Annotated in this window: 21 protein-coding genes and 1 tRNA gene; 7 read left to right on the forward strand and 15 right to left on the reverse strand. The window is 71.3% G+C overall.

The window, feature by feature from the left end; translation table 11 throughout:
* Positions 1–92: 92 nt before the first annotated feature.
* Positions 93–992, reverse strand: a complete 900-nt coding sequence (gene rsmA / locus AB0C12_RS08225; RefSeq protein WP_360545513.1) for a 16S rRNA (adenine(1518)-N(6)/adenine(1519)-N(6))-dimethyltransferase RsmA — start codon at positions 990–992, stop codon at positions 93–95.
* A gap of 82 nt (positions 993–1,074) precedes the next feature.
* Here rsmA and AB0C12_RS08230 point away from each other — a divergent pair, with 82 nt between their 5' ends.
* Positions 1,075–1,494 carry a hypothetical protein gene (locus tag AB0C12_RS08230; protein ID WP_360545515.1) on the forward strand — a complete coding sequence of 140 codons (420 nt, stop codon included), beginning with the start codon at positions 1,075–1,077 and terminating at the stop codon, positions 1,492–1,494.
* On the opposite strand, the gene AB0C12_RS08235 is transcribed toward AB0C12_RS08230, so the two are convergent.
* Positions 1,495–2,406, reverse strand: coding sequence for a TatD family hydrolase (locus AB0C12_RS08235; RefSeq protein WP_360545517.1), 912 nt, complete (start codon positions 2,404–2,406; stop codon positions 1,495–1,497).
* A gap of 77 nt (positions 2,407–2,483) precedes the next feature.
* Between AB0C12_RS08235 and AB0C12_RS08240 the strand changes: the two genes are divergently transcribed.
* Positions 2,484–3,518, forward strand: a complete 1,035-nt coding sequence (locus AB0C12_RS08240) for a hypothetical protein (RefSeq protein ID WP_360545519.1) — start codon at positions 2,484–2,486, stop codon at positions 3,516–3,518.
* A gap of 43 nt (positions 3,519–3,561) precedes the next feature.
* Here the strand turns inward: AB0C12_RS08240 and AB0C12_RS08245 are convergent, their stop codons facing one another.
* Both AB0C12_RS08245 and metG read right to left on the reverse strand, forming a co-directional pair.
* Complete coding sequence (locus AB0C12_RS08245) at positions 3,562–4,749, reverse strand: PKD domain-containing protein (RefSeq protein WP_360545521.1); 1,188 nt, start codon at positions 4,747–4,749, stop codon at positions 3,562–3,564.
* Between the two features lie 149 nt (positions 4,750–4,898).
* A complete protein-coding gene (gene metG / locus AB0C12_RS08250; protein WP_360545523.1) occupies positions 4,899–6,695 on the reverse strand; it encodes a methionine--tRNA ligase in 1,797 nt (598 codons plus the stop codon).
* A gap of 109 nt (positions 6,696–6,804) precedes the next feature.
* Between metG and AB0C12_RS08255 the strand changes: the two genes are divergently transcribed.
* The gene (locus tag AB0C12_RS08255; protein WP_360545525.1) at positions 6,805–8,175 is read left to right on the forward strand and encodes a hypothetical protein; all 1,371 of its coding nucleotides are present in this window, start codon (positions 6,805–6,807) and stop codon (positions 8,173–8,175) included.
* Here the strand turns inward: AB0C12_RS08255 and rsmI are convergent.
* Positions 8,165–9,010 (reverse strand): 16S rRNA (cytidine(1402)-2'-O)-methyltransferase, encoded by an 846-nt coding sequence (gene rsmI, locus AB0C12_RS08260; RefSeq protein ID WP_360545527.1) that lies wholly within the window; start codon positions 9,008–9,010, stop codon positions 8,165–8,167. The genes AB0C12_RS08255 and rsmI overlap by 11 nt on opposite strands.
* Before the next feature lie 82 nt (positions 9,011–9,092).
* Here rsmI and AB0C12_RS08265 point away from each other — a divergent pair, with 82 nt between their 5' ends.
* The 3 genes from AB0C12_RS08265 (at position 9,093) to AB0C12_RS08275 (ending at position 14,637) form a co-directional block, all read left to right on the forward strand.
* Positions 9,093–10,682, forward strand: a complete 1,590-nt coding sequence (locus AB0C12_RS08265; protein WP_360545529.1) for a glycosyltransferase family 39 protein — start codon at positions 9,093–9,095, stop codon at positions 10,680–10,682.
* A gap of 590 nt (positions 10,683–11,272) precedes the next feature.
* The gene (locus AB0C12_RS08270; RefSeq protein WP_360545531.1) at positions 11,273–12,205 is read left to right on the forward strand and encodes a hypothetical protein; all 933 of its coding nucleotides are present in this window, start codon (positions 11,273–11,275) and stop codon (positions 12,203–12,205) included.
* On the forward strand, positions 12,202–14,637 hold the full coding sequence (locus tag AB0C12_RS08275) for a bifunctional polysaccharide deacetylase/glycosyltransferase family 2 protein (RefSeq protein ID WP_360545533.1): 2,436 nt from the start codon (positions 12,202–12,204) through the stop codon (positions 14,635–14,637). The genes AB0C12_RS08270 and AB0C12_RS08275 overlap by 4 nt, the downstream gene beginning before the upstream one ends.
* A 73-nt stretch (positions 14,638–14,710) precedes the next feature.
* On the opposite strand, the gene AB0C12_RS08280 is transcribed toward AB0C12_RS08275, so the two are convergent.
* From AB0C12_RS08280 to AB0C12_RS08300, 5 genes are all read right to left on the reverse strand, one after another.
* Positions 14,711–15,931, reverse strand: a complete 1,221-nt coding sequence (locus AB0C12_RS08280) for a GAF domain-containing sensor histidine kinase (protein WP_360545535.1) — start codon at positions 15,929–15,931, stop codon at positions 14,711–14,713.
* 141 nt (positions 15,932–16,072) lie between these two features.
* On the reverse strand, positions 16,073–16,438 hold the full coding sequence (locus AB0C12_RS08285) for a VOC family protein (RefSeq protein ID WP_360545537.1): 366 nt from the start codon (positions 16,436–16,438) through the stop codon (positions 16,073–16,075).
* A 78-nt stretch (positions 16,439–16,516) separates the two neighbouring features.
* The gene (locus tag AB0C12_RS08290) at positions 16,517–17,278 is read right to left on the reverse strand and encodes a phosphodiesterase (RefSeq protein ID WP_360545539.1); all 762 of its coding nucleotides are present in this window, start codon (positions 17,276–17,278) and stop codon (positions 16,517–16,519) included.
* Positions 17,279–17,329: 51 nt separating this feature from the next.
* Positions 17,330–17,788, reverse strand: coding sequence for an N-acetyltransferase (locus tag AB0C12_RS08295; protein ID WP_360545541.1), 459 nt, complete (start codon positions 17,786–17,788; stop codon positions 17,330–17,332).
* Positions 17,789–17,882: 94 nt separating this feature from the next.
* Positions 17,883–18,185, reverse strand: coding sequence for a GNAT family N-acetyltransferase (locus AB0C12_RS08300; RefSeq protein WP_360545543.1), 303 nt, complete (start codon positions 18,183–18,185; stop codon positions 17,883–17,885).
* A gap of 295 nt (positions 18,186–18,480) precedes the next feature.
* On the opposite strand from AB0C12_RS08300, the gene AB0C12_RS08305 reads away from it, so the two are divergent.
* On the forward strand, positions 18,481–19,242 hold the full coding sequence (locus AB0C12_RS08305; protein ID WP_360545545.1) for a GntR family transcriptional regulator: 762 nt from the start codon (positions 18,481–18,483) through the stop codon (positions 19,240–19,242).
* 461 nt (positions 19,243–19,703) lie between these two features.
* Here the strand turns inward: AB0C12_RS08305 and AB0C12_RS08310 are convergent.
* The 5 genes from AB0C12_RS08310 to AB0C12_RS08330 form a co-directional block, all read right to left on the reverse strand.
* Positions 19,704–19,777, reverse strand: a tRNA-Ala gene (locus AB0C12_RS08310).
* 79 nt (positions 19,778–19,856) lie between these two features.
* Positions 19,857–20,627 (reverse strand): hypothetical protein, encoded by a 771-nt coding sequence (locus tag AB0C12_RS08315; RefSeq protein ID WP_360545547.1) that lies wholly within the window; start codon positions 20,625–20,627, stop codon positions 19,857–19,859.
* 152 nt (positions 20,628–20,779) lie between these two features.
* Complete coding sequence (locus AB0C12_RS08320) at positions 20,780–21,421, reverse strand: GNAT family protein (protein WP_360545549.1); 642 nt, start codon at positions 21,419–21,421, stop codon at positions 20,780–20,782.
* Entirely contained in the window at positions 21,418–22,728 is a 1,311-nt protein-coding gene (gene glp / locus AB0C12_RS08325; RefSeq protein ID WP_360545551.1) for a gephyrin-like molybdotransferase Glp, read from the reverse strand. Before glp ends, AB0C12_RS08320 begins: the two co-directional genes overlap by 4 nt.
* The gene (locus AB0C12_RS08330; RefSeq protein WP_360545553.1) at positions 22,725–23,639 is read right to left on the reverse strand and encodes a UTP--glucose-1-phosphate uridylyltransferase; all 915 of its coding nucleotides are present in this window, start codon (positions 23,637–23,639) and stop codon (positions 22,725–22,727) included. Before AB0C12_RS08330 ends, glp begins: the two co-directional genes overlap by 4 nt.
* Positions 23,640–23,650: the final 11 nt, after the last annotated feature.

The following is a 23,650-nucleotide window of genomic DNA, read 5'->3' on the forward strand; positions in this document are numbered from 1 at the left end:
GTCCGCGATCGACCGCCGGATGCCGAACGGCGCGGCCGGCCGCTGCATGATCGGGTCGGGGGTCCCCATGACGGGGCCGATCGGTCGCGCTGTCATGAGTCCACCTCCTCGTGCCGCCGGCCGGACGCGCTGAGCTTACCGCCGTACCCCGGGCCGGTGGCGGCCGCCGCGATCGCGGCGAACTGCCGCACCGAGAGTGACTCGCCGCGGGCCTGCGGGCTGACCCCCGCGGTGACCAGGACCTTCTCGGCCTCGACGGCGCCGCCGGCCCAGCCGGCCAGGGCGGCCCGCAGCGTCTTGCGGCGCTGCGCGAAGGCCGCGTCGACCACCTGGAAGACCGTCCGGCGGTCCACGCCGGCGGGCGGGGTGCGGGCCGCGAACGCGACCAGGCCGGAATCCACGTTCGGCACCGGCCAGAACACCGCGGGCGGGACCTTGCCGGCCGCGCGCGCCTCGGCGTACCAGGCGAGTTTGACCGACGGGACGCCGTACACCTTCGAGCCGGGGCCGGCCACCAGCCGGTCCGCGACCTCCTTCTGCACCATCACCAGGCCGCCGCGCAGCGTGGGCAGCTCGGCGAGCAGGTGCAGCACGACCGGCACCGCCACGTTGTACGGCAGGTTCGCCACCAGCATCGTCGGCGCCGGGAGCAGCTCGGCCGCGCGGATCCGTAACGCGTCGGCGTGGTGCACGGTCAGTTTGGCGACATCGGCCCGTTCCGCCACCGTCTCGGGCAGCGCGGCGGCGAGCACCGGGTCGAGCTCGACGGCGTGCACGTGCGCGGCCGTCCCGAGCAGTCCCAGCGTCAGCGAACCCAGTCCGGGTCCCACTTCCAGGACCACGTCGTCGCTGGTCAGTTCGGCTGCGGTGACGATCCGGCGGACGGTGTTGGGGTCGTGCACGAAGTTCTGGCCGAGCTTCTTGGTCGGCGCGACGCCGAGGCGTGCGGCGAGCTCCCGGATCTCCGCCGGGCCGAGCAGTGCGTCAGCCATGAGGTCAGAGCCTACGGCCGCCGGGGGGTGACCGGACGCCACGGGGCAGCGGTGACCGGCCCCGACACGGTAGAACGAGGGCATGACGGAGCTGCTCGAGCTGCGCGGCGTGGTGGAAGCCGCCCCGGACGACGTCGCCGGTGTGCTGCTCGATGCCCGGCCCGGTGGGCGGTCGCCGCTGGCCGCGACCGGCTCCGCGACGCCGGCCCGGGGTGACGAGTTCACCGTCACGCTGGAGGGCAGCACCATCACGGTCACCCTCGACCGGGCCGCGCGTTCGATCGCCCAGCAGGGCGAGTGGTGGTATCGCGGCGTCACCAGCGTCGAGCCGGACGAACGCGGCTCGCTGGTGCTCTACCGCATCTTCAACGTGGCGCCGGGGCACCGCTGGGCGGTCCGGTTCGTCTCCCGGGGGCCGCTGGCGGCGGCGCCCACGGCGTTCGCGAAGGTGCTCGGCGGGCTGGGCGAGCAGCTCGACTGCGCTGCCTATCCGCTGGCCTGATCAGCGCCACGGCCCGAAGGCGCGCTCCCCGTTGGCCGAGACGGCCGCGCAGAGCGCGTCCACGTCGGTGCCGGTGGTCTGGGCCAGGGCCCGCATGGTGAGCGGGATCAGGTACGAAGCGTTGGGCCGCCCCCGATACGGCACCGGCGTCAGGTACGGCGCATCCGTCTCGACCAGCAGCTGCTCGGGCGGGGTGAGCGCAGCCGCCGCGCGCAGGTGGCCGGCGCTGGCGAAGGTGACCGTCCCGGCGAAGCTGAGCAGGTAGCCGCGGCGCACGCACTCGGCGGCGAAGTCGGCGTCGCCGGAGAAGCAGTGCAGCACCACGACCTCCGGGGCGCCTTCCTCGTCCAGCACCCGCAGCACGTCGGCGTGGGCCTCGCGGTCGTGGATGATCAGCGGTTTGGCGTACCGCTTGGCCATCGCGATGTGGGCCCGGAAGCTGAGCTCCTGGGCGGCCCGGCCGTCGTCGCCGGTGCGGAAGGTGTCCAGGCCGGTCTCGCCGAGGCCGCGGACCCGGGGCTGGGCGGCGAGGGCCTCGATCTCGCGCAGCGCCTCGTCGAGGTCGGCCAGCCGTGGCGCCTCGTTCGGGTGCAGCGCGACGGCGGCCAGCACCGACGGGTTGCGCCCGGCCAGCTCGGCGCTCCACACCGAGGACGCCACGTCGACGCCGACCTGCAGCAGCCGGTCCACACCGGACTTGGCAGCGGCGTCGATCAGGGCCTGCACCGGATCGTCGGTGCCGGCGCCGCCCGGACCGCTTCCGCCGGGCACGCCGGCCTCGTGGACGGTGATGTCGAGATGGGTGTGGCTGTCGAAGACCGGAACCGCCAGTGGCTCCGGCGCGGGCGGGAACTCACCCGCGCGCCGGGCGGCCCGGGCCTTGCGCGATTCGGAAGGCTGAGAACTGTTCATCGCTGTCCAGGATCACACAGCACCACGGGTAACCCGGCGTTCATCCCCGGTACACCCGCCGGGCCTAACTTGCTCTGGTGACCGTGACCGGTGAGGCCGCCGACGTCGGTACCGACCCTCTCGAGCCGCCGCTGACGGCTCCGCTGCGCCGCGACCTGACCTGGGAACGGGTGCAGTCGATGGCCCAGTCCGCCGGCCACCGTGACGACATGGTGCTGCAGCGGATCCGCGCCACCGCCGCCGTACGCCGCGGCACCCGGATGACCAAGGTGCTGTCCGCCGCCCAGTTCGCCGGTCACCTGGCCGGGTGGATGCCGTACGGCTTCTGTTACCGGGCCTGCGACATCGCCCACCTGCGCCGGCCCGATGAGCTGGCGTTGCTGCGCACGGACGGGGCCGGCGACCCGCAGGTGGCGTACGCGTTGCGCTGGCGCGCGGTCGACCCCGGCGACTACGAGATCCCGATGGGCGCCGTCCAGCCGGGGCTGTCCGCCCTGCCGGCCCACTCGCGGATCGGCCCGATGGTGCTGGGCACCGGTTTCACGCCGAGCACCGACGACCTGATCCCGGAGTTCGTCACCGCGGACTTCGCCGACCTGCCGCTGCCGGCCAACGCGCAGCTGCTGGCCTACCCGGGCACCGGCGACGAGGTGGTGCTCTACACGTACCAGCCGGAGCAGCACGGCTGGCTGCGGCTGGCCGGCCCGCGCTGGCGGCACCTGCTGGAGGGCCTGCCCGGGGTGAGCCCGGACCGTGAGTACGTGCCGTGCACCGACGCGGGCTCGGCCCGGCTGATCGGGCGGATCAACGATCACGAGTACCAGGCCATCGCCGACCCGCCGGAGGAGTTCCGGGCCCGGGCGCTGACCCGCGCGGCCCGCTATCCGGTGACGACGCTGTGCCGCCGGGCCGAGAAGGCGCTGTGGCGCGATGTGCCGTGCTGGGTGTTGCAGCGCGACGACAGCTGGGCCCGGCTGCGGCTGGTGCGGCCCGACGCCGACACGGTGGCCGCGGTGGGTGCGCGCTGTTACGAGCGCGGCGTCTACGAGGTGTGGGCGCCGCTGCGGGAGCTCACCGATCACCACATCGCCGAGTTGCCGTACCAGCTGTAACGGGGCCGGCGCCGGCCGGCCCCGTTCCACAGTGCTCAGGTGATCAGCTGCGGGTGATCTTCGCCTTGACCGTGGCGAACTTGCCCCAGTTGCTGGATACGTCCTGGGTCGACGCGTCGACCCACAGGGTGCCCTTGGCGACGCCCTTGAGCCGCAGGCTCCACTTGCCCTTCTTGGCCTTCACGTAGTGCGCCACGCAGTACTTCTCGGCCTGCGCGTCGGTCTTGACCAGCTTCCACGTGTTGTTCGAGCTGTAGCAGTAGAACTTGCTGCCGGTCTGACGGGAGGCGAACACCGCGACGCGGTACACGCCGGAGCCCTTGTCCTTGGCCGTACCGGTGGCGTACTTCCAGCTCTTGATCCGGTTGCTGTTCTTCGGCTTCTTGACGGTGGTGGTGGGCTTCCAGCCGTCGGCCTTGACCGTGACCTTGCCCACCACGATGGCCGACGAGGCGCCGTACTTGTTGTAGAAGGTCGCCCGCGACGTGACGGATCCCTTGATGTAGCTGCCGTTCTTGCGGGTGTAGTAGTAGAGCCAGGCGCTCTGGTTCTTGCCCTTGAGCGTCACCACCCAGCCGTCGCCCTGGTCGAACACGATCTTCGTGGTGCCGTTCGGCACGTTGGAGAAGGTGACCGAGAACGGCTCGTGCGCCCAGACGGTGGTCTTGCTGAACTTGAACTTGCCCGGCGTCGTGATGGTGACGGTCGAGGTGGCCTTGCTGCTGTTGCCGGCGGCGTCCTGGTAGGTCACCGTGACCGTGAACTTGCCGTTGGCGGTGTACTCGTGGGTGTACTGCGCCGTGTCCGCCGCCAGCGTGGTCGACGTGCCGTCGCCCCAGGTCGCGGTGCGGGTGACCTGCTCGGCGGGGGTGGTGTCGTCGGTGACCGCACCCTGGGTGAGGCTGACCGACTGACCGATCCACAGCGCCCGCGAGTTGAGCGCGAACTTGCCGACCGGGGCGGCGGTGTCGGCCGGGTCCGGCTCGGGCCCGGGATCGGTGGTGTCGGTCGGGTCCGGGGTGGGTTCCTCGGTGTCCGTGGGGTCCGGCGCGGGAACGGCCGGGTCCGTGGCGTCCGGCGTCGGCTCCTCCTGCACCGACGCGGCGTCCGTCGACCCCGGCTGCGGGGCGGCGGGTTCGGCCGAGGCGGGTCCGCCGACCAGGCTGCTGCCGGCCACCAGAGCACCACTGATCGCGAACGCCAGCAGCGGACGCGTGAGACGTGAATTCATCAAGCTCCTTCGAGGGGAAGACCGAACGAAGGAAGAGCGTCATCGGCACGACGACGTCAGAACGTCGCCGTACCGATGAAACGCTTGCGTATCCCCCGTGCGCGCCGAAGGTACCCGACGGCCACAAGGTTGATCAATCCGATGAAGGGTCAGGAACCCAGGCGCTCGAGCTCCTCCTCGACCACCGAGGGGTCCAGCTTGCGGAAGACCGGCTTGGGCGCGGCCAGCGGCGTACCAGCCACCAGCGGCACCGGCTCCCACCGGGCGCCGACCGTGTAGTCGCCGGTGAGCACCGGATAGCCCGGGCCGCCGTCGAGGTCGTCGACCTCCACGATGGACGGCATGGGCGCGTGCACCCCGGTGCCGCCGAGCAGCTCGTGCACCTTCTGCGCGGAGTGCGGCAGGAACGGGGTCAGCAGCGTGTTCAGGTCGCTGATGGCCTGCAACGCGGTGGCCAGAATGGTGCCCATCCGCGGCTTGGCGGCCTCGTCCTTGAGCTTCCACGGCGCCTGGTCGGACAGGTACTTGTTGGCCTCGGCGACCAGCCGCATGGCCTCACCGATCGCGGCCTTCTGCCGGTGCTTGCCGATCAGCTCGCCGACGCTGGTGAAGCCCTCGCGCACCGACGCGAGCAGGGCGAGGTCCTCCTCCTGCGGATCGACCACCGGCGGGATCGCGCCGAAGTTCTTCGCGGCCATCGAGATCGACCGGTTGACCAGGTTGCCCCAGCCGGCGACCAGCTCGTCGTTGTTGCGCCGGACGAACTCGGCCCAGGTGAAGTCGGTGTCGTTGGACTCCGGGCCGGCGGCCGCGATGAAGTAGCGCAGGGCGTCGGCGTCGTAGCGCTCCAGGAAGTCGCGGACGTAGATGACGACCTTGCGCGACGAGGAGAACTTGCGGCCCTCCATGGTCAGATACTCGCTGGAGACGACCTCGGTGGGCAGGTTGAGCGCGCCCAGCGAGCCGGGCTGTCCGCCCTTGTCGCCCGCACCGGAGTAGCCGAGCAGCAGCGACGGCCAGATCACCGAGTGGAAGACGATGTTGTCCTTGCCCATGAAGTAGTAGCCGAGCGCGTCCTTGCCCTGCGCGTCGGCGGACCACCACTGCCGCCAGGCCTCCGGGTCACCGGACCGGCGGGCCCACTCGATCGACGCCGACAGGTAGCCGATGACCGCGTCGAACCACACGTAGATGCGCTTGTCCGGGCGGTCCCGCCAGCCGTCCAGCGGGATCGGGATGCCCCACTCGAGGTCCCGGGTGATCGCCCGCGGCTGCAGGTCGTCGAGCAGGTTGCGGGAGAACTTCAGCACGTTGGGGCGCCAGCCCTCGCGCGCGTCCAGCCACTTGCCCAGCGACTGCGCGAACGCCGGCAGGTCGAGGAAGAAGTGCTCGGTCTCGACGAACTGCGGCGTCTCGCCGTTGATCCGGGAGCGGGGGTTGATCAGCTGCTCCGGGTCGAGCTGGTTGCCGCAGTTGTCGCACTGGTCGCCGCGGGCGCTCTCGTAGCCGCAGATCGGGCAGGTGCCCTCGATGTAGCGGTCCGGCAGGGTCCGGCCGGTGGACGGCGAGATCGCGCCCAGCGTCGTCTTGGCGACGATGTAGCCGTTGGCGTGCAGGCCGGTGAACAGCTCCTGGACGACGGCGTAGTGGTTGCCGGTGGTGGTCCGGGTGAACAGGTCGTAGGACAGACCGAGGCCGTGCAGGTCCTCGACGATGACCCGGTTGTAGCGGTCGGCGAGCTCACGGGGCGTCACCCCGTCCGCGTCCGCCTGGACCTGGATCGGCGTGCCGTGCTCGTCGGTCCCCGAGACCATGAGCACGTCGTGTCCGGACATCCGCATGTACCGGCTGAAAACGTCGGAGGGCACCCCGAAGCCGGAGACATGACCGATGTGGCGCGGGCCGTTGGCGTAGGGCCAGGCGACCGCGGCGAGAACGTGACTCATGGGTACCAAGCGTAGTGACCTCGACTGCCGGCCTGCGGGCCGCCCTTTTTGTCCCGACACGCCACACATCTCCCTGATCGTCGCCGGAAGCCGTAGTCCAATGGGAGCCATGACGGGTGACGCGCCACAGCCTGGGGAAACCTCCCGCGACGACGGCAGCCCGTGGTCGCACGCGGACCCCGCCTCCCCGTGGTGGCGCGCCGACGACCAGGACACCAGCGGTCCCCGCACCCAGCGCCGGCGGACCACCCCGGCGACTGCTGCCGCGGCCGCGCCGTCCACTACGCCGACCTTGGACCCGCCGCCGCCGGCCCAGCACACCGGCGAGGCCGGCGAGGCCCACCGAGCCGGCGCCGAAGACGTCCGCGCGGCCCTGACCGGCGAAGCACCCCGCCAGGCGAAAGCCGAGCCCGGTATCCGCGAGCCGGCACCGCGCCACGCGCAACCCCAGCCGAAGCCGCTCGAACAGCAGGCCACCCCGGCCAAGGCCGGGGACGCCCGCCCGGAGAATGACAAGGCCACCGAACAGCACCACGACCGGGTGGACGCCGAACGCTTCAACACCGCCGGCGAAGGCACCGTCTACGCCACCCGCAACCGGGTCAGCCCCGCCGAGCCCGAGCGGGAGACCACGATCGTCGACGCGCTCGCCGCCGTACCGGTGGAGCCGCCGCAGGCCGAAGCCCCCGAGGTGATGGTCCTGCCCGAGCCCGACCGCAACCGGCCCACCGTGGCCCTGGACCGCAACGCGGTGCCCGGCCAGCCGCCCTCCGGGCTGTCCCGGCTCGGCCGCACCCGGCACGATCCGGCCCGGGCCGACCGGGCCCTGCAGGACCGGGTACGCCAGGAGCGCACCGCCGCGCTGCTCGAGACGTCCCCGTTCTGGAAAGCCGAGGAGGAACGCCGCGCGCTGTCCGCACCACCGGCCGAGGCCCCCGAAAAGGCCGCCGAGGTCCGCCCGCGGGCCCGCCGTCGCGCGCCGGAGCCCCGCCGTCCCGCCGCCGGCCTGTTCGGGCTGCTCGCGCTCGGGCTGATCGCCGCGTTCTTCGCCTGGGTCAGCGCCGAGCCGTTCTGGCTGGCGGTCGGGCACGGCGACCGCGGCTCCGCGACGGTCACCCGGTGCACCGGGTCAGGGGTCAGCCAGCGCTGCACCGGCCAGTTCACCGCCGCGAACGGCACCTACCGGGTGGACCGGCTGGCCCTGTTCGGCATCGAACCGGCCCAGCGGGCGCCCGGGACGAGCGCGCCGGCCCGGATGGTCAGCAGTGACAGCCGGCAGGCGTACGTGGGTGACACCGGCATGCTCGTGCACCTGCGCTGGGCGCTGAGCTTCGTGCTGGTGCTGCTCTGCGGCCTGGGTATCGCCGCGCTGACCGGGGCCCGGCGGCTGGAGACGGCCCGGGCGCGCCGCGCGGCTCTGCTGATCAGCCTGGCCGGTCCGCTGGTGCTGCTCGCCGGTTTCCTGTCCGTCACTTATTGACGGTGTGCACGAGCGCGTACACGTCGCGCTTGCGCAGCCCGTACATGTCGGCCACGGCCTGGATCGCGTCGCGCCGTGACTCGCCCGCGGCCTCGCGCTCGACGACCGCCGCGCGCAGGTCCTCGTCGGCCGGCCGCTCGGCCGGCCCGGCGGGCGACCCCGCCACCACCACGGTGATCTCCCCGCGCGGTTCGGCCGCGGCCGACCAGGCCGCCAGCTCGCCCAGCGGGCCCCGGCGGATCTCCTCGTAGGTCTTGGTCAGCTCGCGGCACACCGCGGCCTCGCGCTCGGCGCCGAACGCGCCCGCCAGGTCGGTCAGCGCCGCCGAGATCCGGTGCGGCGCCTCGAAGAAGACCAGCGTGCGAGGCTCGGCGGCGAGCTCGCGCAGCCGGGACCGGCGGCCCGAGCCGCTGCGCGGCAGGAAACCCTCGAAGCAGAACCGGTCGCTGGGCAGCCCGGAGAGCGCCAGGGCGGTGGTCACGGCACTGGGACCGGGGGCCGCGGTGACCGGGAAGCCGGCGTCCAGCGCGGCCCGGACCAGGCGGTAGCCCGGGTCGGAGACGCTGGGCATCCCGCCGTCGGTGACCACGGCGACGACCGCGCCGTCGCGCAGGGCGGAGACCAGATCGGGGGTACGGCGTTCCTCGTTGCCCTCGAAATACGACACGATCCGCCCGGCCACGGTGACGTCCAGGTCCCTGGCCAGGCGCAGCAGCCGGCGGGTGTCCTCCGCGGCGACCACGTCCGCGCTCGCCAGCACCTCGCGCAGCCGGGTGGACGCGTCGCCGACGTTGCCCAGCGGCGCGCCGACCAGCACGACCCGGCCCGTACCCATCTCCGCCACCCGCAAAGTCCATCACATGAAGACGCGCGGGCGCCGAGCGCCGTGGACTTGTCCCGCGGCCTACGATCGCGGGGTGACTTCGGCGACAGCTGAGACAGAGATCAGCGCAGACATCCCTGCGGACGAGCCACCGGACGCCACGTCGGCCACCGGCGCCGGGGGTGTGCCGGACGCGGTGCGCCGCCGGCTGGCGACCCTGGACCGGTGGTGGAACCCGTACTCGTGGCTGGTCACCGGGGTGATCGTGGCGATCGCGGCGATCCTGCGGCTGGTCGGGCTGACCCGGCCGAAGGGGTACATCTTCGACGAGGTCTACTACCCGACCGACGCCTGGGACATGCTCCAGCACGGCGTGGAGTGGGACGAGAAGACCAACGGCCCGGCGTACGTGGTGCACCCACCGCTGGGCAAGTGGCTGATCGCGCTCGGCGAGAAGGTGTTCGGCAACAACGAGCTGGGCTGGCGGATCTCGGGGGCGATCGCCGGCACCCTGATGATCCTGATCCTGATCCGGATCGCGTACCGGCTGTTCCACTCGATCGTGCTGGCCGGCATCGCGGGCCTGCTGATGACGCTGGACGGCTTCCAGCTGGTGCTGTCACGCACGTCGCTGCTCGACATCTTCCTGGGGCTGTTCATCCTGGCCACCTTCGGGGCGCTGGTGCTGGACCGCGACCACTACCGCCGGCGCTGGCTGCGGGCCCTGGCGGACGGCTACGACCCGGCGACCGCCCGGGGCCTGCCCCGCGTCTTCCCCTGGTGGCTGCTCGCGGCCGGGGTGCTCTTCGGGCTGGCCTGCGGCGTCAAGTGGAGTGCGCTGTTCTTCGCGCCCTTCTACGGGCTGCTGGTGATCGTGTGGCGGGCCCAGGCGCGGCGCTCGGCCGGCGTACGCCGCCCGGTGCGGCGCGGCCTGCTCGGCGACCTCGGTTACCTGGTGCTGAGCTTCGTCCTCACGATCATCTTCTACCTGGCCTCGTGGACCGGCTGGTTCGTCACCGACACCGGCTACTTCCGGCACTACCGCGAGGCCAACGGGCTCAGCGAGCCGCCGATCCTGGGCCCGCTGCTGAACCTGCTGCACTACCACTCCGAGGCGTACAACTTCCACAGCGGACTGACCGACCGGCACGTGTACCAGTCCTGGCCGTGGCAGTGGCTGCTGCTGGGCCGCCCGGTGGCGTTCTACTGGAACGGCAACGGCAGCTGCGGGGCCCCGAGCTGCGCGGCGGAGATCCTGCTGCTGGGCACGCCGATTCTGTGGTGGTCGTTCCTGCCCGCGCTGGGCGCGCTGGTCTGGTTCGGCATCGCCCGGCGGGACTGGCGGGCCTTCGCCATCGGTACGGGCGTGGTGGCCGGCCTGCTCCCGTGGTTCTACTTCGCGGTGGCCGACGGACGCACCATGTTCGCCTTCTATGTGCTGCCGGCGCTGCCGTTCCTGATCCTGGCCGTCGTCTACGTGCTCGGCGCGATCATGACGCCACCGGAAGGGACAGCCACCGGCGCGGGACGAACGGACAGACAGCTGGTCGGCACCGTCGTGGCAGGCGTCTATGTCCTGCTGGTCGCGCTCTGCTTCGCGTACTTCTATCCGATCTTCGTGGGGCAGCTGATCCCGTACGCCGACTGGTCGGCCCGGATGTGGCTCGGTGGTCGCTGGATCTAGCAGCCGGAAACGCGGAAACGCCCGTCGCGGTCAGCGGCGGGCGTTTCTCGTGAACCGTGTTTCCAGAGACAAGGCGCGCGCCCCGATCGCCTGCCACGGGGGAAGCGGGCGATAGAGGCGCGCATGAGGAAGCTTAACGACCGCCGATGGTGGACACAACGGGTGGACTTACTCAGTTACCGGGAAAGTTGGCGCAGGTCGTCATCGGCCCGTGACCAGGCGCGCACGTCGCGTTCCGCTCGGACAAAAGGTGCATAGCGCTATATTGGTTTTAATGGCACTTATCCGCTGGTGAAACCCATTCGGATAATGGCGGGGACGACAGTCGGGAATGCGACAGGAAGTCGTCGGCGAAAACGGCGTAACCTTTGCTCCCGGCGTCATTGTCCGCAGGTCAGCGAGACCCCCGGAAATGTCACGCACACCATCTCCAGCAGGTCAAACGTGAACGCTCACCGTTTCGGCTGATTCCGGTCCCACGTTCGGCGGTCATCAGAACCGGTGACTGCCGTCAAGATCGCCGGAGATGTTCCTAAGCTCGCCGCGTGACATTGCAGGAGCCCCAAAACCCGCCAATCGCCGACGTCGACATGCCTGACACCGAGGTGATCGTCGTCGCGCATCCCTCGCCGGTGTTCGTGGACTCGACCGGCCGCCGCAGCCGCCTGCTGCGCCGGGTCGCGTACGGCTTCGGTGCCCTCTGCATGGTCTACGGGGGGCTGATCAGCGTCAGCCTGGCCGGCGGACCGGTCAGCTCGAGCGCCGTCCTGCCCCTGCCCGACCTCGCGGACGGCAAGGACGAGGAGGACCTCGTCGTGGCCCGGCCGAGCCCGACCCCCGAACCGGTCGTCACCGCGACCAGCGCCCAGCCGATCCTGGAGGTCCTGCCCCGGCGCGGACTGCCGGTCAGCGGGCCGCGGCACGCGCGGGCGGTCACGCCGCGCGGCACCGCCAGTTCCCGGCCGGCCCGGACGCCGGCGCCCGGGCCGACGACGACGAAGACCCCGGTGAAAGGGCCCCCGCCCAAGCCGGTCGAGTCGTCGACCACCACACCGACCACCACCGTCGAACCGTCGGACACCACCGAACCGACGACGCCACCCCCGCCGCCGGTCGCGCCGGTGCCCCCGAAGCCACCGGCCCCGCCAGTCATCCCGCAGACCGGCAGTGGCAGCGGCGGCCAGGGCGGCGGCACCGGTAGCGGCAGCAGCGGCGGCGGTAGCGGCAGCAGCAGCAGCGGCAGCAGCAGCAGCGGCAGCAGCGGCAGCAGCGGCAGCGGCAGCAGCGGCAGCAGCGGCGGCGGTAGCGGTAGCGGTGGCCAAGGCGGTGGCAGCGGAGGCTCGGCGGGCGAGCAGCCCGGGACGAAGGCGCCCGCCGAGCAGGAGCCCGTCCCGCCGGCCCCGCCCGCGGTCGAGGTCGCCGTCAAGATCGCTCCCGTGGTCGCCGTCCGGGCCGAGGTGGCCGTCGCCCGCGACGCCGAGCCCGCCGAGGAGCCGGAGCCCAGCGACCAGGACACGCCGTGACCCGCCCACCGGCCCGCCGCAACCGCAACCGCGGCCGCTCCCGCCGCCGGTTGCTGCCCCGTCCGCGGGTCCTGCTCGGCACGCTGCTGATCAGCCTCTTCGTCGGCGTGCTGGTGGTGCAGGCCTACATCAACGCCGAGTTCACGAGCGACCACCTCGAGTCCGAGGTCGGCGACCAGGACGGCGTCCCGGCCGCCATCCGCAACGGTGGACCGATCATCAACACCACCGGCGGCCAGGAGAGCTCCAACCGGCTGCCGGCCCGCACCATCGCGCTGACCTTCGACGACGGCCCCGACCCGGAGTGGACGCCGAAGGTCCTGCAGGTGCTCAAGGAGAACGACGCGCACGGCACGTTCTTCGTCGTCGGTTCCGAGGTGGCCCGCAATCCCGACCTGACCCGGAAGATCACCGCCGACGGCAACGAGCTGGGCCTGCACACGTTCACCCATCCGAACATGCAGCGGCTGGCCCCGTGGCGGCGCACCTTCGAGCTGTCGCAGACCCAGGTCGCCATCGCCCGGGCCGCGGACGTGCACACCAACCTGGTGCGGTTCCCGTACTCCTCGAAGCCGCAGGCCATCGACGAGGTGAACTGGCGGATCGTCAAGGAGGCGGGCCGGCAGGGCTATCTGGTCGTGGTCAACGACCTGGACAGCGAGGACTGGCAGCGCCCCGGCGTCGAGCAGATCGTCCGCAACGCGACCCCGAAGGGCGACACCTCGGCGGTCATCCTGTTCCACGACGCGGGCGGCGAGCGGTCCCAGACGCTGGCGGCGCTGCGGGTCTTCATCCCGATGATGAAGGCGCGCGGCTACCGGTTCACCACGGTCACCGAGGGCCTGAACCTGTCCATCGCGGACCAGCGCAAGGACTCAGCCGCGGCGGTGCCGCTGCTGCCGGTGAACCCCGAGGCGAGCAGCACGGACAGGCTGCGTGGGGCCGGACTGCTCTGGACCGTACGGCTGGCCGACGGCCTGGTGTGGGCCCTGGCCGGACTGTTCCTGGTGGTCGGACTGCTGACCATCGGCCGTACGGCATTGCTTCTCGCCCTCGCCACCCGGCACGCCCGGCAGCGCCGCAAGCCGGGCTGGTCCTGGGGGCCGCCGGTCACCGAACCGGTCTCGGTCATCGTGCCCGCCTACAACGAGAAGGAAGGCATCGAGGCCGCCGTCCGGTCCCTGGCCGGCGGTGACTACCCGGACATCGAGGTGGTGGTCGTCGACGACGGTTCGACCGACGGCACGGCCGCGATCGTCGAACGGCTCGGCCTGCCCAACGTGCGGGTCATCCGGGTGCCCAACGGCGGCAAGGCCAACGCCCTCAACACCGGGATCGCGCTGGCCCGGCACGACATCATCGTCACCGTCGACGGCGACACCATCTTCGAGCCGGATTCGATCCGGATGCTGGTGCAGCCGTTCGCCAGCCCGGCGGTCGGCGCGGTGGCGGGCAACGTCAAGGTCGGCAACCGCGAGACGCTGGTCGCGGCCTGGCAGCACATCGAGTACGTGATCGGCTTCAACCTCGACCGCCGCCTGTACGAGGTGCTCAACTGCATGCCGACCGTGCCCGGCGCGATCGGCGCGTTCCGCCGGGCGGCGCTGGCCCAGGTCGGCGGGATCAGCGACGAGACGCTGGCCGAGGACACCGACGTGACGATGGCGCTGTGCCGGGCCGGCTGGCGGGTCGTCTACGAGGAGCGGGCCAAGGCCTGGACCGAGGCGCCGGCGACGCTGGAGCAGCTCTACCGCCAGCGGTACCGGTGGAGCTACGGGACCATGCAGGCGATGTGGAAGCACCGCCGGGCGCTGACCGACTCCGGCGACTCGGGGCGCTTCGGCCGGGTCGGGCTGCCGTTCCTGGCCCTGTTCGGGGTGGCGCTGCCGCTGCTGGCGCCGGTCGTCGACATCATGCTGCTGTACGGCCTGGTCTTCTGGGAGCTCAGCGCGACGATGATCGCCTGGGGGCTGATGCTGGCCCTGCAGCTGTTCACCGCGGCCGTGGCGTTCCGCTTCGACAACGAGTCGCTGCGTCCGCTGTGGCGCCTGCCGCTGCAACAGTTCGCGTACCGGCAGCTGATGTACCTGGTGTTGATCCAGTCGGCGGTGACCGCCATGACCGGCGGCCGGCTGCGCTGGCACAAACTGCACCGCGCCGGACTCACCGGTGCGCGCGACCTCGCCGCGGAGGCCCCGATGATCCCCTCGATCCCACCCACCGGGCCCAGCCAGGGCATCGCTCCGGCCGTCGACACCTGGCCGCCGGTGCTGGGCCGGGTGAGCGACCCGGCCCATCCGGCGGCGGGCCGCGCCACCGCGCGACCGCCGGTGCCGAGTCAGGCACCGGGGCCCTGGGAACCCGAAGACCTGCCGTCAGCCGGCTCGCCCCCGGGCGGCGGTTCCGGCCCTGTGGTCACCCGCGGGGCATGAGAAAAGGGTCCCGCACCCGCCCGAACTGCAGCCGGGCGGGTGCGGGACCCCGTCGTTCAGACGGTGCTCCGGGTCAGGCGTCGACCAGCTCGCGTTCGGCGAACGGGAAGACGACGTGCAACGAGGTTCCGTCACCGGGGCGGTCGGAGAGCGCCACCGTCGCGTGGTGGGCGTCGAGGACCCGCTTGGCGACGGCCAGACCCTGGTCCGGGCCGTGCAGGACGGCCGGGTTGGCGATCGCGCCGTAGTACAGGTGCGGGAACAGGTCGGGGCGCATCCCGTCCGGCATGTCCATGTCGTCGAGCCGCACGGTGGGACCGGACTCGATCTCCGTGCCGACCCGGACCCGACCACCGGCCGGGGTGTACTTGACCGCCGCGAACAGCAGGTGCATGAGGACCTGCTCCAGGCGTACCGGATCAGCGATGATCGGCAGCGACGGGCCGCCGGCCTGGTTGAGGATCCAGATCTGCTTGGTCGCGGCGATCGGCCGGATCGCCTCGACGGCCCGCTGGGTCAGCCGGGTCAGGTCGATCTGGCGCATGTGCAGGCTGTCCGCGCCACTGACCTCGGCCATCGAGCCCAGGTGGTCCAGCAGGTCGCTGAACCCGCGCACGTGCGCCGCGGTGGCCCGGCCGACGAGGTCGGCCAGCTCGGCGTCGTGGTGGCCGGTGTGGCCGAGATCAGCCAGGTACGACCGCATCAGCCGCAGTGGCGCCCGCAGCTCCCCGCCGACCAGGCCGGCCAGGTCGTCCTTGCGGCGTTCCAGCTCCTGCAGGCGGGCAGTGGTGTTGGCCAGGGCGCTCGCATACCGGCGCAGCTCGAGCTGCGAGGTGACCTGCCGGGCCAGCGCCCGCAGCGCCTGCACCTGCTCGACGTCGAGCTTGCGGGGCTGGGAATCCATCACGCACAGGGTGCCGAGGGCGAAGCCGTCGCTGGTGACCAGCGGCGCCCCGGCGTAGAACCGGATCCCCTGGTGTGAGCCGGCCGCGGGATTGTCGGCGAACCGCGGGTCGTCGCGGACGTCGGGCACCACGAGCACGTCCTTGCCGAGGATGGCGTGACCGCAGAACGACAGGTCGCGCGGCGTCTCGGTCAGATCGGTGCCGATCTTGGCCTTGAACCACTGGCGATCGATGTCGATGAGGCTGACCAGCGACATCGGCACGCCACAGACCGTCGAGGCGAGCTTGACGATGTCGTCGAAGTCGCTCTCGGGGGCGGTGTCGAGCACGTGCAGTTCGTAGAGGGCGGCGAGCCGGTCGGCTTCGTTGCCGGGCAGGGGTGCTGGCATGACTGTCACCTCCTGGAGACACTCCAGGAATACCACCCGAAAGTAGCGATGCGCCCTTTTTGCCAGCTTCTGCTGCCGGTGGCCGGACTCGGGTCAGGCCGTCCTCCGCTCAGGCCGTTCTCCGCTCAGGCCGTCCTCCGCTCAGGCCGGGCGGTGGCAGACCGCCTCGATGTTGTTGCCGTCCGCGTCGAAGGCGAAGGCGCCGTAGTAGTTGGCGTGGTATTCCGGCCGCAGGCCCGGCGGTCCGTTGTCGACCCCGCCGGAGTGCAGCGCGGCGGCGTGGAAGGCGTCGACCGCGGCCCGGTCCGGCGCGGTGAAGGCCACGTGCACCCGGTGCGACGGCTCACGGAGGGCCAGCCAGAAGAACGGCTTGCCGCTGTCGTCGCCGAAACCGACCAGCTCGGGCTCCTGCACCAGGACCTTGACCCCGAGCGGGCGCAGCGCGTTTTCGTAGAAGTGCCGACTGTCGTCGATGTGGTGCACCCCGAGGACAACATGGTCGATCATGGTCAGCCCCTCTCCCAGCCCACCTAGACCGTATCTCCGGGGTACGACATTCCTTGATCCCCGTGCGCCGAGCGGCAGTCAGTATGCGCCGAGCAGAGCAGCGGCGTGACTGACCTGCACGGTGTGGGTGACGCAATCATCACCCTCGATCATGTGCAACAGGAACCCGGTGGGCTCGGCCAGGTAGCCGGGCGGCGCGTCGGAATTGAGCAACAGCCCGGTCTGACGCCACAGACTCGGGGCGACAGTGAGCACGCTGCCGGCGAAGGCGGCGGTGATGGGCCGGTGCACATGCCCGGCCATCACCCGGGCGACGTTGCCGTGCGCGGCGACGACCTCGCGCAACGCGTCACCGTCAAGCAGCCGCATGCCGTCGAGAAACCGGATGCCGACCGGCATGGGCGGATGGTGCAGACCGATCAGAGCCGGCACGTCGGGCCGGCGCCGCAGCATGTCATCGAGCCAGGAGAGCTGAGCGGCACCGAGCCGCCCGGCCGGCGAACCCTCCACCAGCGAATCCAGCGCGACCAGGGTGAACTCCGGATACTCGACCGCGTAGTACGGCTGGCCGCCGAAAACATCGAGCAGCGGCCCGCGGCAGTCATGGTTGCCGGTCACCAGGTGCAACGGCAGCGGAAAATCGCCGATGATCTCCTTGAGCGCCGCGTACTCGTCGGGCCGGCCGTGATCGGTGAGATCGCCGGTGATGACGACACAGTCGGGCCGCGGGTCGAGTCCCATGACCCGGGCGAGAGCCAGCTGGAGGCCGGTGGCGGGCCCGGCCCCGAGCGCCCCGGTGGTGATGTGCGAGTCGCTCAGCTGAGCGATGAACGTCGTCATGCGCCCATGATCCGGCGCAACCCGCGCCGGGCAACCGATCGGTCGTAACTCCTACAGCGTCAAAAACAGGACGTCCATGACGGCGCCGGTGGACAACGCGAGCGCGCCGCACCGCTGCCAGCCCGCGCGGGCATAGACCGCCCGCGCAGCGGCACGCGGATCGGCGGCGAGGATGGCGACGGGCTCGGGCCGGTCGGCGAGCAGCGCGCTGATCAGTGCCCGGCCCACACCCGCATTCCGGTACGCGGTCAGCACCTGCCACTCCATGACGACGAACTTGGCGAGCTGCCGTACGGCGGCCGGCGGCTCCTCCACAGTCCCACCGAACCACTCGCCGGACGGCAGGTGCCACCCGTAGGCGACGCCGCCCAGCCGATCGCCGGCGAAGGCGCCGACCAACGCGAACCTGGGACGACGGACCTCCTCGGGCAGCCGCGCGGCAAAGGCCGCGACGTCTTCAGGCCCTTCGCAGTACGGGGCTTCCGCATAGACGGCGGCGTAGAGCTCCACCAGCTGGGGGAACAGTCCGGGCAGGTCCGCAGCGGCCGCGCGGCGGACCTGGAGCCTGGCTCTTTCACCCGTACGGTGAGCCTCCCGCACGTGCCTATTTCACCTTGCGGGTCGACCGGGCCACGATCGCCTCGTATTCCGGGTGCTTCTCCAGCCACCCGCTCAGGAAAGGACAGATCGGCACGACGGTCCGGCCCTTGCCCCGCGCGTCGTCCATCGCCGCCCGGGCCAGGGCCGAGCCGACGCCCTGGCCCTCGAACTGCGGGTCGACCTTGGTGTGGGTGTAGGCGATGATGCCGCCGGTCAGCTGGTAGGTGAGCACACCGGCCAGCGCGCCCGCCTCGTCGTGGGCCTCGAAGCGCTCCCGCTCGGGCACGTCGGTCACCGTGAACGTCATCCCGACATCCAAGCACGGCCGGTGGCCGGCTGGTTCTGCTGACCGCGCGGACGGGCACGGGCGCAACAAAACCGAACCATCTGAAGGACGCCAGGGCCGCGCTGCCCCTCACACTGACAGAAGACGAGATTGCCGAGCTGGAGAAGCCCTACACACCCCAGGACAACTACTGGTGATAAATACCAAGGCGACACCAGCTGTCCGGCACCATTGTCAAGACCTCAAGGCATTAATGGCGCCTCGGTAAGAGCTTCATGCTGTTGAGCGAGGAGGAACCGGCGTGGCGGGTTCGCCCATGTACAAGATCATTGCTGAACAACTCCGGGCCAAGATCGAATCTGGGGAGTATCGGCCGGGCCAGCAGCTTCCGACGGAACTGGAGCTGCGAGATCAATACAACGCTTCACGCAACACCGTGCGCGACGCGATCAAGACGTTGGTGGACGCGGGCTTGATCGAGGCCCTCTCCAGCCGGGGGACCTTCGTCAAGCAGAGCATCGTCCCGTTCGAGATCACGGTGACCAAAGACCCGGAAACCGGCTTCGGTGGCAGTGAGGGGGCGGCCTATGAGCGGGAGATCAGCGATCAGGGACGAGTCCCCTCCGCTTCGGCGCCGAGAGTAGAAATCCAGACGACACGGCCCGATATCAGCGTCGCACTCGCGCTGGAGCCTGATGCTCACGTCATCAGCCGGCATCAGGAACGATTCATCGACGGGATCCCCTTCTCGCTGCAGACGAGCTTCTACCCGCGAGGCCTCGTCCAGCGCGGCGCCGACCGCCTGATGGATCCGGTCGACCTGGCCGAAGGAACGGTCCACTACCTCAGCGAAACCCTCGGGCTCGAGCAGGTGGGCTACAAAGACACCATTCGGGTTCGACCCGTCGACGAGACGGAGGAGCGATTCTTCGATCTGCGGGCGAGCAGCCAAAGATCGGTCATCGAACACAAGCGAATCGCCTACGCCCCCGACGGCGTCCCGATCCGGCTCACCATCACGGTCTTCCACCCGGACCGCGCGGAAATCACCATAAACGAGGGTGAGGTGCCATCCTGATATCCGGCACGGAGGCAGAGCGACACCAAAAATTGCATAGATCGGAGGAGAGCGTCATGACCAACGCACTCCCCAAGGCACACTGGAATCCTTCGGTGGAGGCAATCCGCCCATACATCACCGCGCCACGATCCGTATCAACGAGTCCGAAGCCCTGGTGTGGAGCGAGGAGCAAGGCTGGTACTGCGGCACATTCGTCTGCGGCGAACATGGTCAGCGCACGGTGCTCGCGGACTCCGCCGGCCCGGGCGGCGGCGTACTCCCGTCCGTCGGCGATGTTGTCGACTGTTGTCTGAACGGCGTCCGCACTGCCGTCGAGGCACGCCCTACCTGGCGACCGCAACCGAAGCACTCACCGCGCGCACTACAGCGCGGGGCGTCCGGGGGCTCGGCCCCCGGAGCAGAAATGACGAGATCCCCCCGTCCGCGCACTATGCGGACGAAGGGATCCCAGGATCTCGTGGAGCTGTGGGGATTTGAACCCCAGACCCCCTCGATGCGAACGAGGTGCGCTACCAGACTGCGCCACAGCCCCCCGGTCCCGTAGGACCGCAGCAAGGCTAACAGGTCGGCCCGGCACCCCGCGAATCACCCTCCCCGGCGCGCCGGGGAGATCATTTCGGGCCCCGGCCGCCGGCCTCGTACGGTCGTCCGCGCAGTCCGCCGCCCCGGCGGTACGACACCGAGCCGCCGTTGACCGCGGCCGGCAGGTCGGACGGGTCGCGGTCCAGACCCATCGCGGCTCGCCGTACGGCTTCCTTCTGGGCCGCCAGCCGACGCTGCGCTTCCCTTCGTGCCGCCGCCCTGCGCGCCTGCTCTCGCCGTACCTCTGCTTGTCTTGCGGCCAGCCAGGCCGCTTCCCGGGCCTCGACGCGGCGCCGGTGCCGGTCCGCGATCGCGCGGTTGCGCAGGTGCACCAGGTAGATGGCCAGCAGGGTGCCGGTCACCGCGAAGCTGATCCAGAAGCCGGGGCCGACCGCCAGCACGCCGATCAGTTCGATCACGTTGAGCAGCAGCAGCGCCGCGAAGACCCGGCGGCGGCGGACCACTGCCGGGGTCTGGCGGCGGACCGGGGGGCGGCGGACCGGCCGGCGGGCCGGGACCAGACGTAGTTTGCGGGCCGGGGGCGCCGATACGGGGGCGGCCGACACGGGGGCCGGGTCACCCGTTAGGGTCCGCGACGTAACCAGATACTGGCGTCCGGGGTTGACCGGTCGGCGTCCGGGCACAGTGCGGAGCCGACGGCGGCGCTGCAGCACCCGAGCCGTCGACGACGCCCGCTCCGCCGCGAGGCGCTCGGTGGCGTCGTACCGGCGCACGAGCGCCGGTGCGAGGGCGAGCAACCCGGCGGCGGCGAGGACGGCGAGGAGCACCGAGGTCGGCACCCTCACCCCTCCCGTCAGCCTGCGGTGCCCGGGCCGGTGGCTCCGGGCACACAAAAGTCCTAATCTCCCCGAGGCTACGCACGGGAGTCACGATTTAACGGCACGCCGCGCCGGGGACGTACCGTCGTGATGATCAAATAAGTGGCGGCAGGCTACTGGGCGTTGGCTCGCAGGCGCCGCCAGCGGGCCACCAGGCCACCCTCGGCCGCGACCTCTTCGCTGGTCATCGCATAGCCCAGGTGATCGCGCCAGGCACCGTCGATGTGCATGTAGCGCGGGTGGTACGCCTCTTCGCGGAAGCCGAGCTTCTCCACCACGCGACGGCTGGGGCCGTTCTCGGGACGGATGTTGATCTCGACGCGGTGCAGGCCGCCGGCGCCGAACGCGTGGTCCACCGCCAGCGCCAGCGCGGTCGGGATGACGCCGCGTCCGGCCACTCGCGAGTCCACCCAGTAGCCCACGTACGCCGAGCCGAACGCCCGCCGCACGATGCTGCCCAGATTGATGTGCCCGACCAGCCGCTCGTTGCCGTCCTCGCGCAGGCAGACGGCGAACGGCATGCTGTCGCCCTGCCGAGCGGCCCGCTTCATGTCGCGGTAGACGTACAGGTAGGCGCGGGTGGAGTTCATCTCCGCCCACGGGCCGGGCGGTGCCGACTCCCACGGGCTCAGCCACGCCTGGTTGGCGATCCGGACCTCGGACCAGGCCCGCGCGTCACTGCGGCGGTACGGCCTGAGCAGCACGGATCCCTCCGCCAGGACGGCAGGCCATCCGGGCGTGGACCCCAGCATCATCGCCTCCGGTCGAGCAGCAACACGTCGACGGTCGACCCGGCTGCCGCCGCGGTGACCCGCTCCCCGAGCACCAGCAGACCGTTGGCCTCGGCGAGGCCGGACAGAGTGTACGGCCCTCCGGCGAGCGGCTGCACAGTGTAGCCACCGCCGCGCCGTTCCGCGACGTGTGCCGGGCGGAACTCGCGGAGGCCTCCAGGCGACGACACGGTCTCCAGCAGGTGCGCTTTGACGCTCGGGCGGAACACCGGTTCGGAGCCGGCCAGCAGCTGGATGACCGGCCGGGCCAGCACCTCGAAGCCGATCAGGGCGGCGCCGGGCTCGCCGGGCAGGCAGACCACCGGGACCTCCTCGCCGCCGACCGTGCCGAAGCCGAGGGTGGCACCCGGGCACAGGGCGACGTCGGTGAACTCGACCGTGCCCCGGCCGTGGTCGCGGCGGGACAGCACCCGGCGCAGCATGTCGCCCGGGCCGGTGCCCGTACCCCCGGTGGTGATGATCAGGTCGGCCCGCAGTGTCTGGTCCTCCAGCAGGCCGCGCAGGCCCTCGGGGTCGTCGTCGCAGATGCCGATCCGGTACGCGAGCGCGCCGGCCTCGACAGCGGCCGCGGTCAGCGCGTGCGAGTTGGCGTCCACCACCTGGCCGGGCTGGCTGGGCCGGCCCACGTCGACGAGCTCGTCGCCGGTGGCCACCACGACCACCCGGGGGCTGGGCCGGACCACGACGTGCCCGATCCCGGACGCCGCGAAGACCGCCACCATCGCCGGGGTCACGTACGAGCCCGCGGACGCCAGCACCCGGCCGACGGGGAGCTCGTCGCCCGCCCGCCGGACGCCGGATCCCCGCTTCGGGGCGTGCAGGATCTCCACCGCCGCCATGCCCTGGTCGGTCCAGTGCACCGGCACGACCACGTCGGCCCCGATCGGCAGCGGCGCACCGGCCGCCACCGAGAAACACGTGCCGGGGGTCAGCCGGACCGGCCGCCAGCTGGCCGCACCCAGGTCACCGACGACGTTGAGGCGGACCGGGCGCGGCCCGCCCTCGAACGCCCCGAACGACGGGTGCGAACCGATCCGCCCCGCGGCCGCGAGGTCCTCCCAGCGGGCCGCGTACCCGTCGATGGCCGCCTGGTCGAAGGCCGGGTACGGGTGCGGCGCCAGCACGTCGTTGGCCAGCACGTTGCCGTGGGCCTGGGTGAGGTCGAGGTCGAGCGGAGGCAGCGCCCGCAACCTGCGCAGCACGCTGCCCAGGTATTCGGCGAGAGGCATCAGCTCGTTGGCGGCCGCCTCGGCATCGGCCGTAGCGGTCATCCCTTGGCACCGCCGGCGACGAACTCGGCCAGCCAGGCACGGAACTCTTCGCCCAGGTCCGCCCGCTTGGCCGCGATCTGGACGACGGCCTGCAGGTAGCCCAGCGGCATCCCGGTGTCGTAGCGGTGGCCGCGGTAGACGATGCCGTGCACCGGCGTACCGGAATCGAGCAGTGCCGCCATCGCGTCGGTGAGCTGGATCTCGCCGCCGCTGCCGGGCTTGGTGTTGTCGATCGCGTCGAAGATCGTGGCCGGCAGGATGTAACGGCCCAGCACGGCCAGGTTGCTCGGGGCGTCGGCCGGGGCCGGCTTCTCCACCAGGCCGGTCACCTCGACGACGTCCTCGCCCAGGTCGGACGGGCGCACCGAGGCGATGCCGTAGCGCGACGTCTCCTCGGGCTTGACCTCCATGAAGGCCAGCACGATGCCGCCGGTGCGGGCCTGCAGGTCGAGCATCGCCGGCAGCAGCGGCTCGTCCTCCTCGACGAACTCGTCGCCGAGCAGCACCGCGAACGCGTTGTCACCGATGTGCGAGGCGGCGACGCCGACCGCGTGGCCCAGGCCGAGCGGCTCGCCCTGGCGACAGGTGTAGATGTCGGCGAGCTCGCTGGTGCGGCGGACGGCGGCCAGCCGCTCGGTGTCGCCCTTCTCCTCCAGCCGGGCCTCCACGTCGGGCCGCCGGTCGAAGTGGTCGACCATGGAGGTCTTGCCCCGGCCGGTCACCAGCAGCACGTCGGTGATCCCGGCCGCGGCGGCTTCCTCCACGATGTACTGCAGGACCGGGCGGTCCACGACGGGCAGGAGTTCCTTGGGCACGGCCTTGGTGGCCGGCAGGAAACGCGTCGCGAGTCCGGCCGCCGGAATGACAGCCTTCACCGCCCGACGGCCGCTCGCATGGGCCTCTGTCGTCATCTGAGGGGTCA

It is taken from the genome of Actinoplanes sp. NPDC048967, from assembly GCF_040649415.1.
In the GTDB taxonomy this organism is placed as follows: Bacteria; Actinomycetota; Actinomycetes; order Mycobacteriales; family Micromonosporaceae; genus Actinoplanes.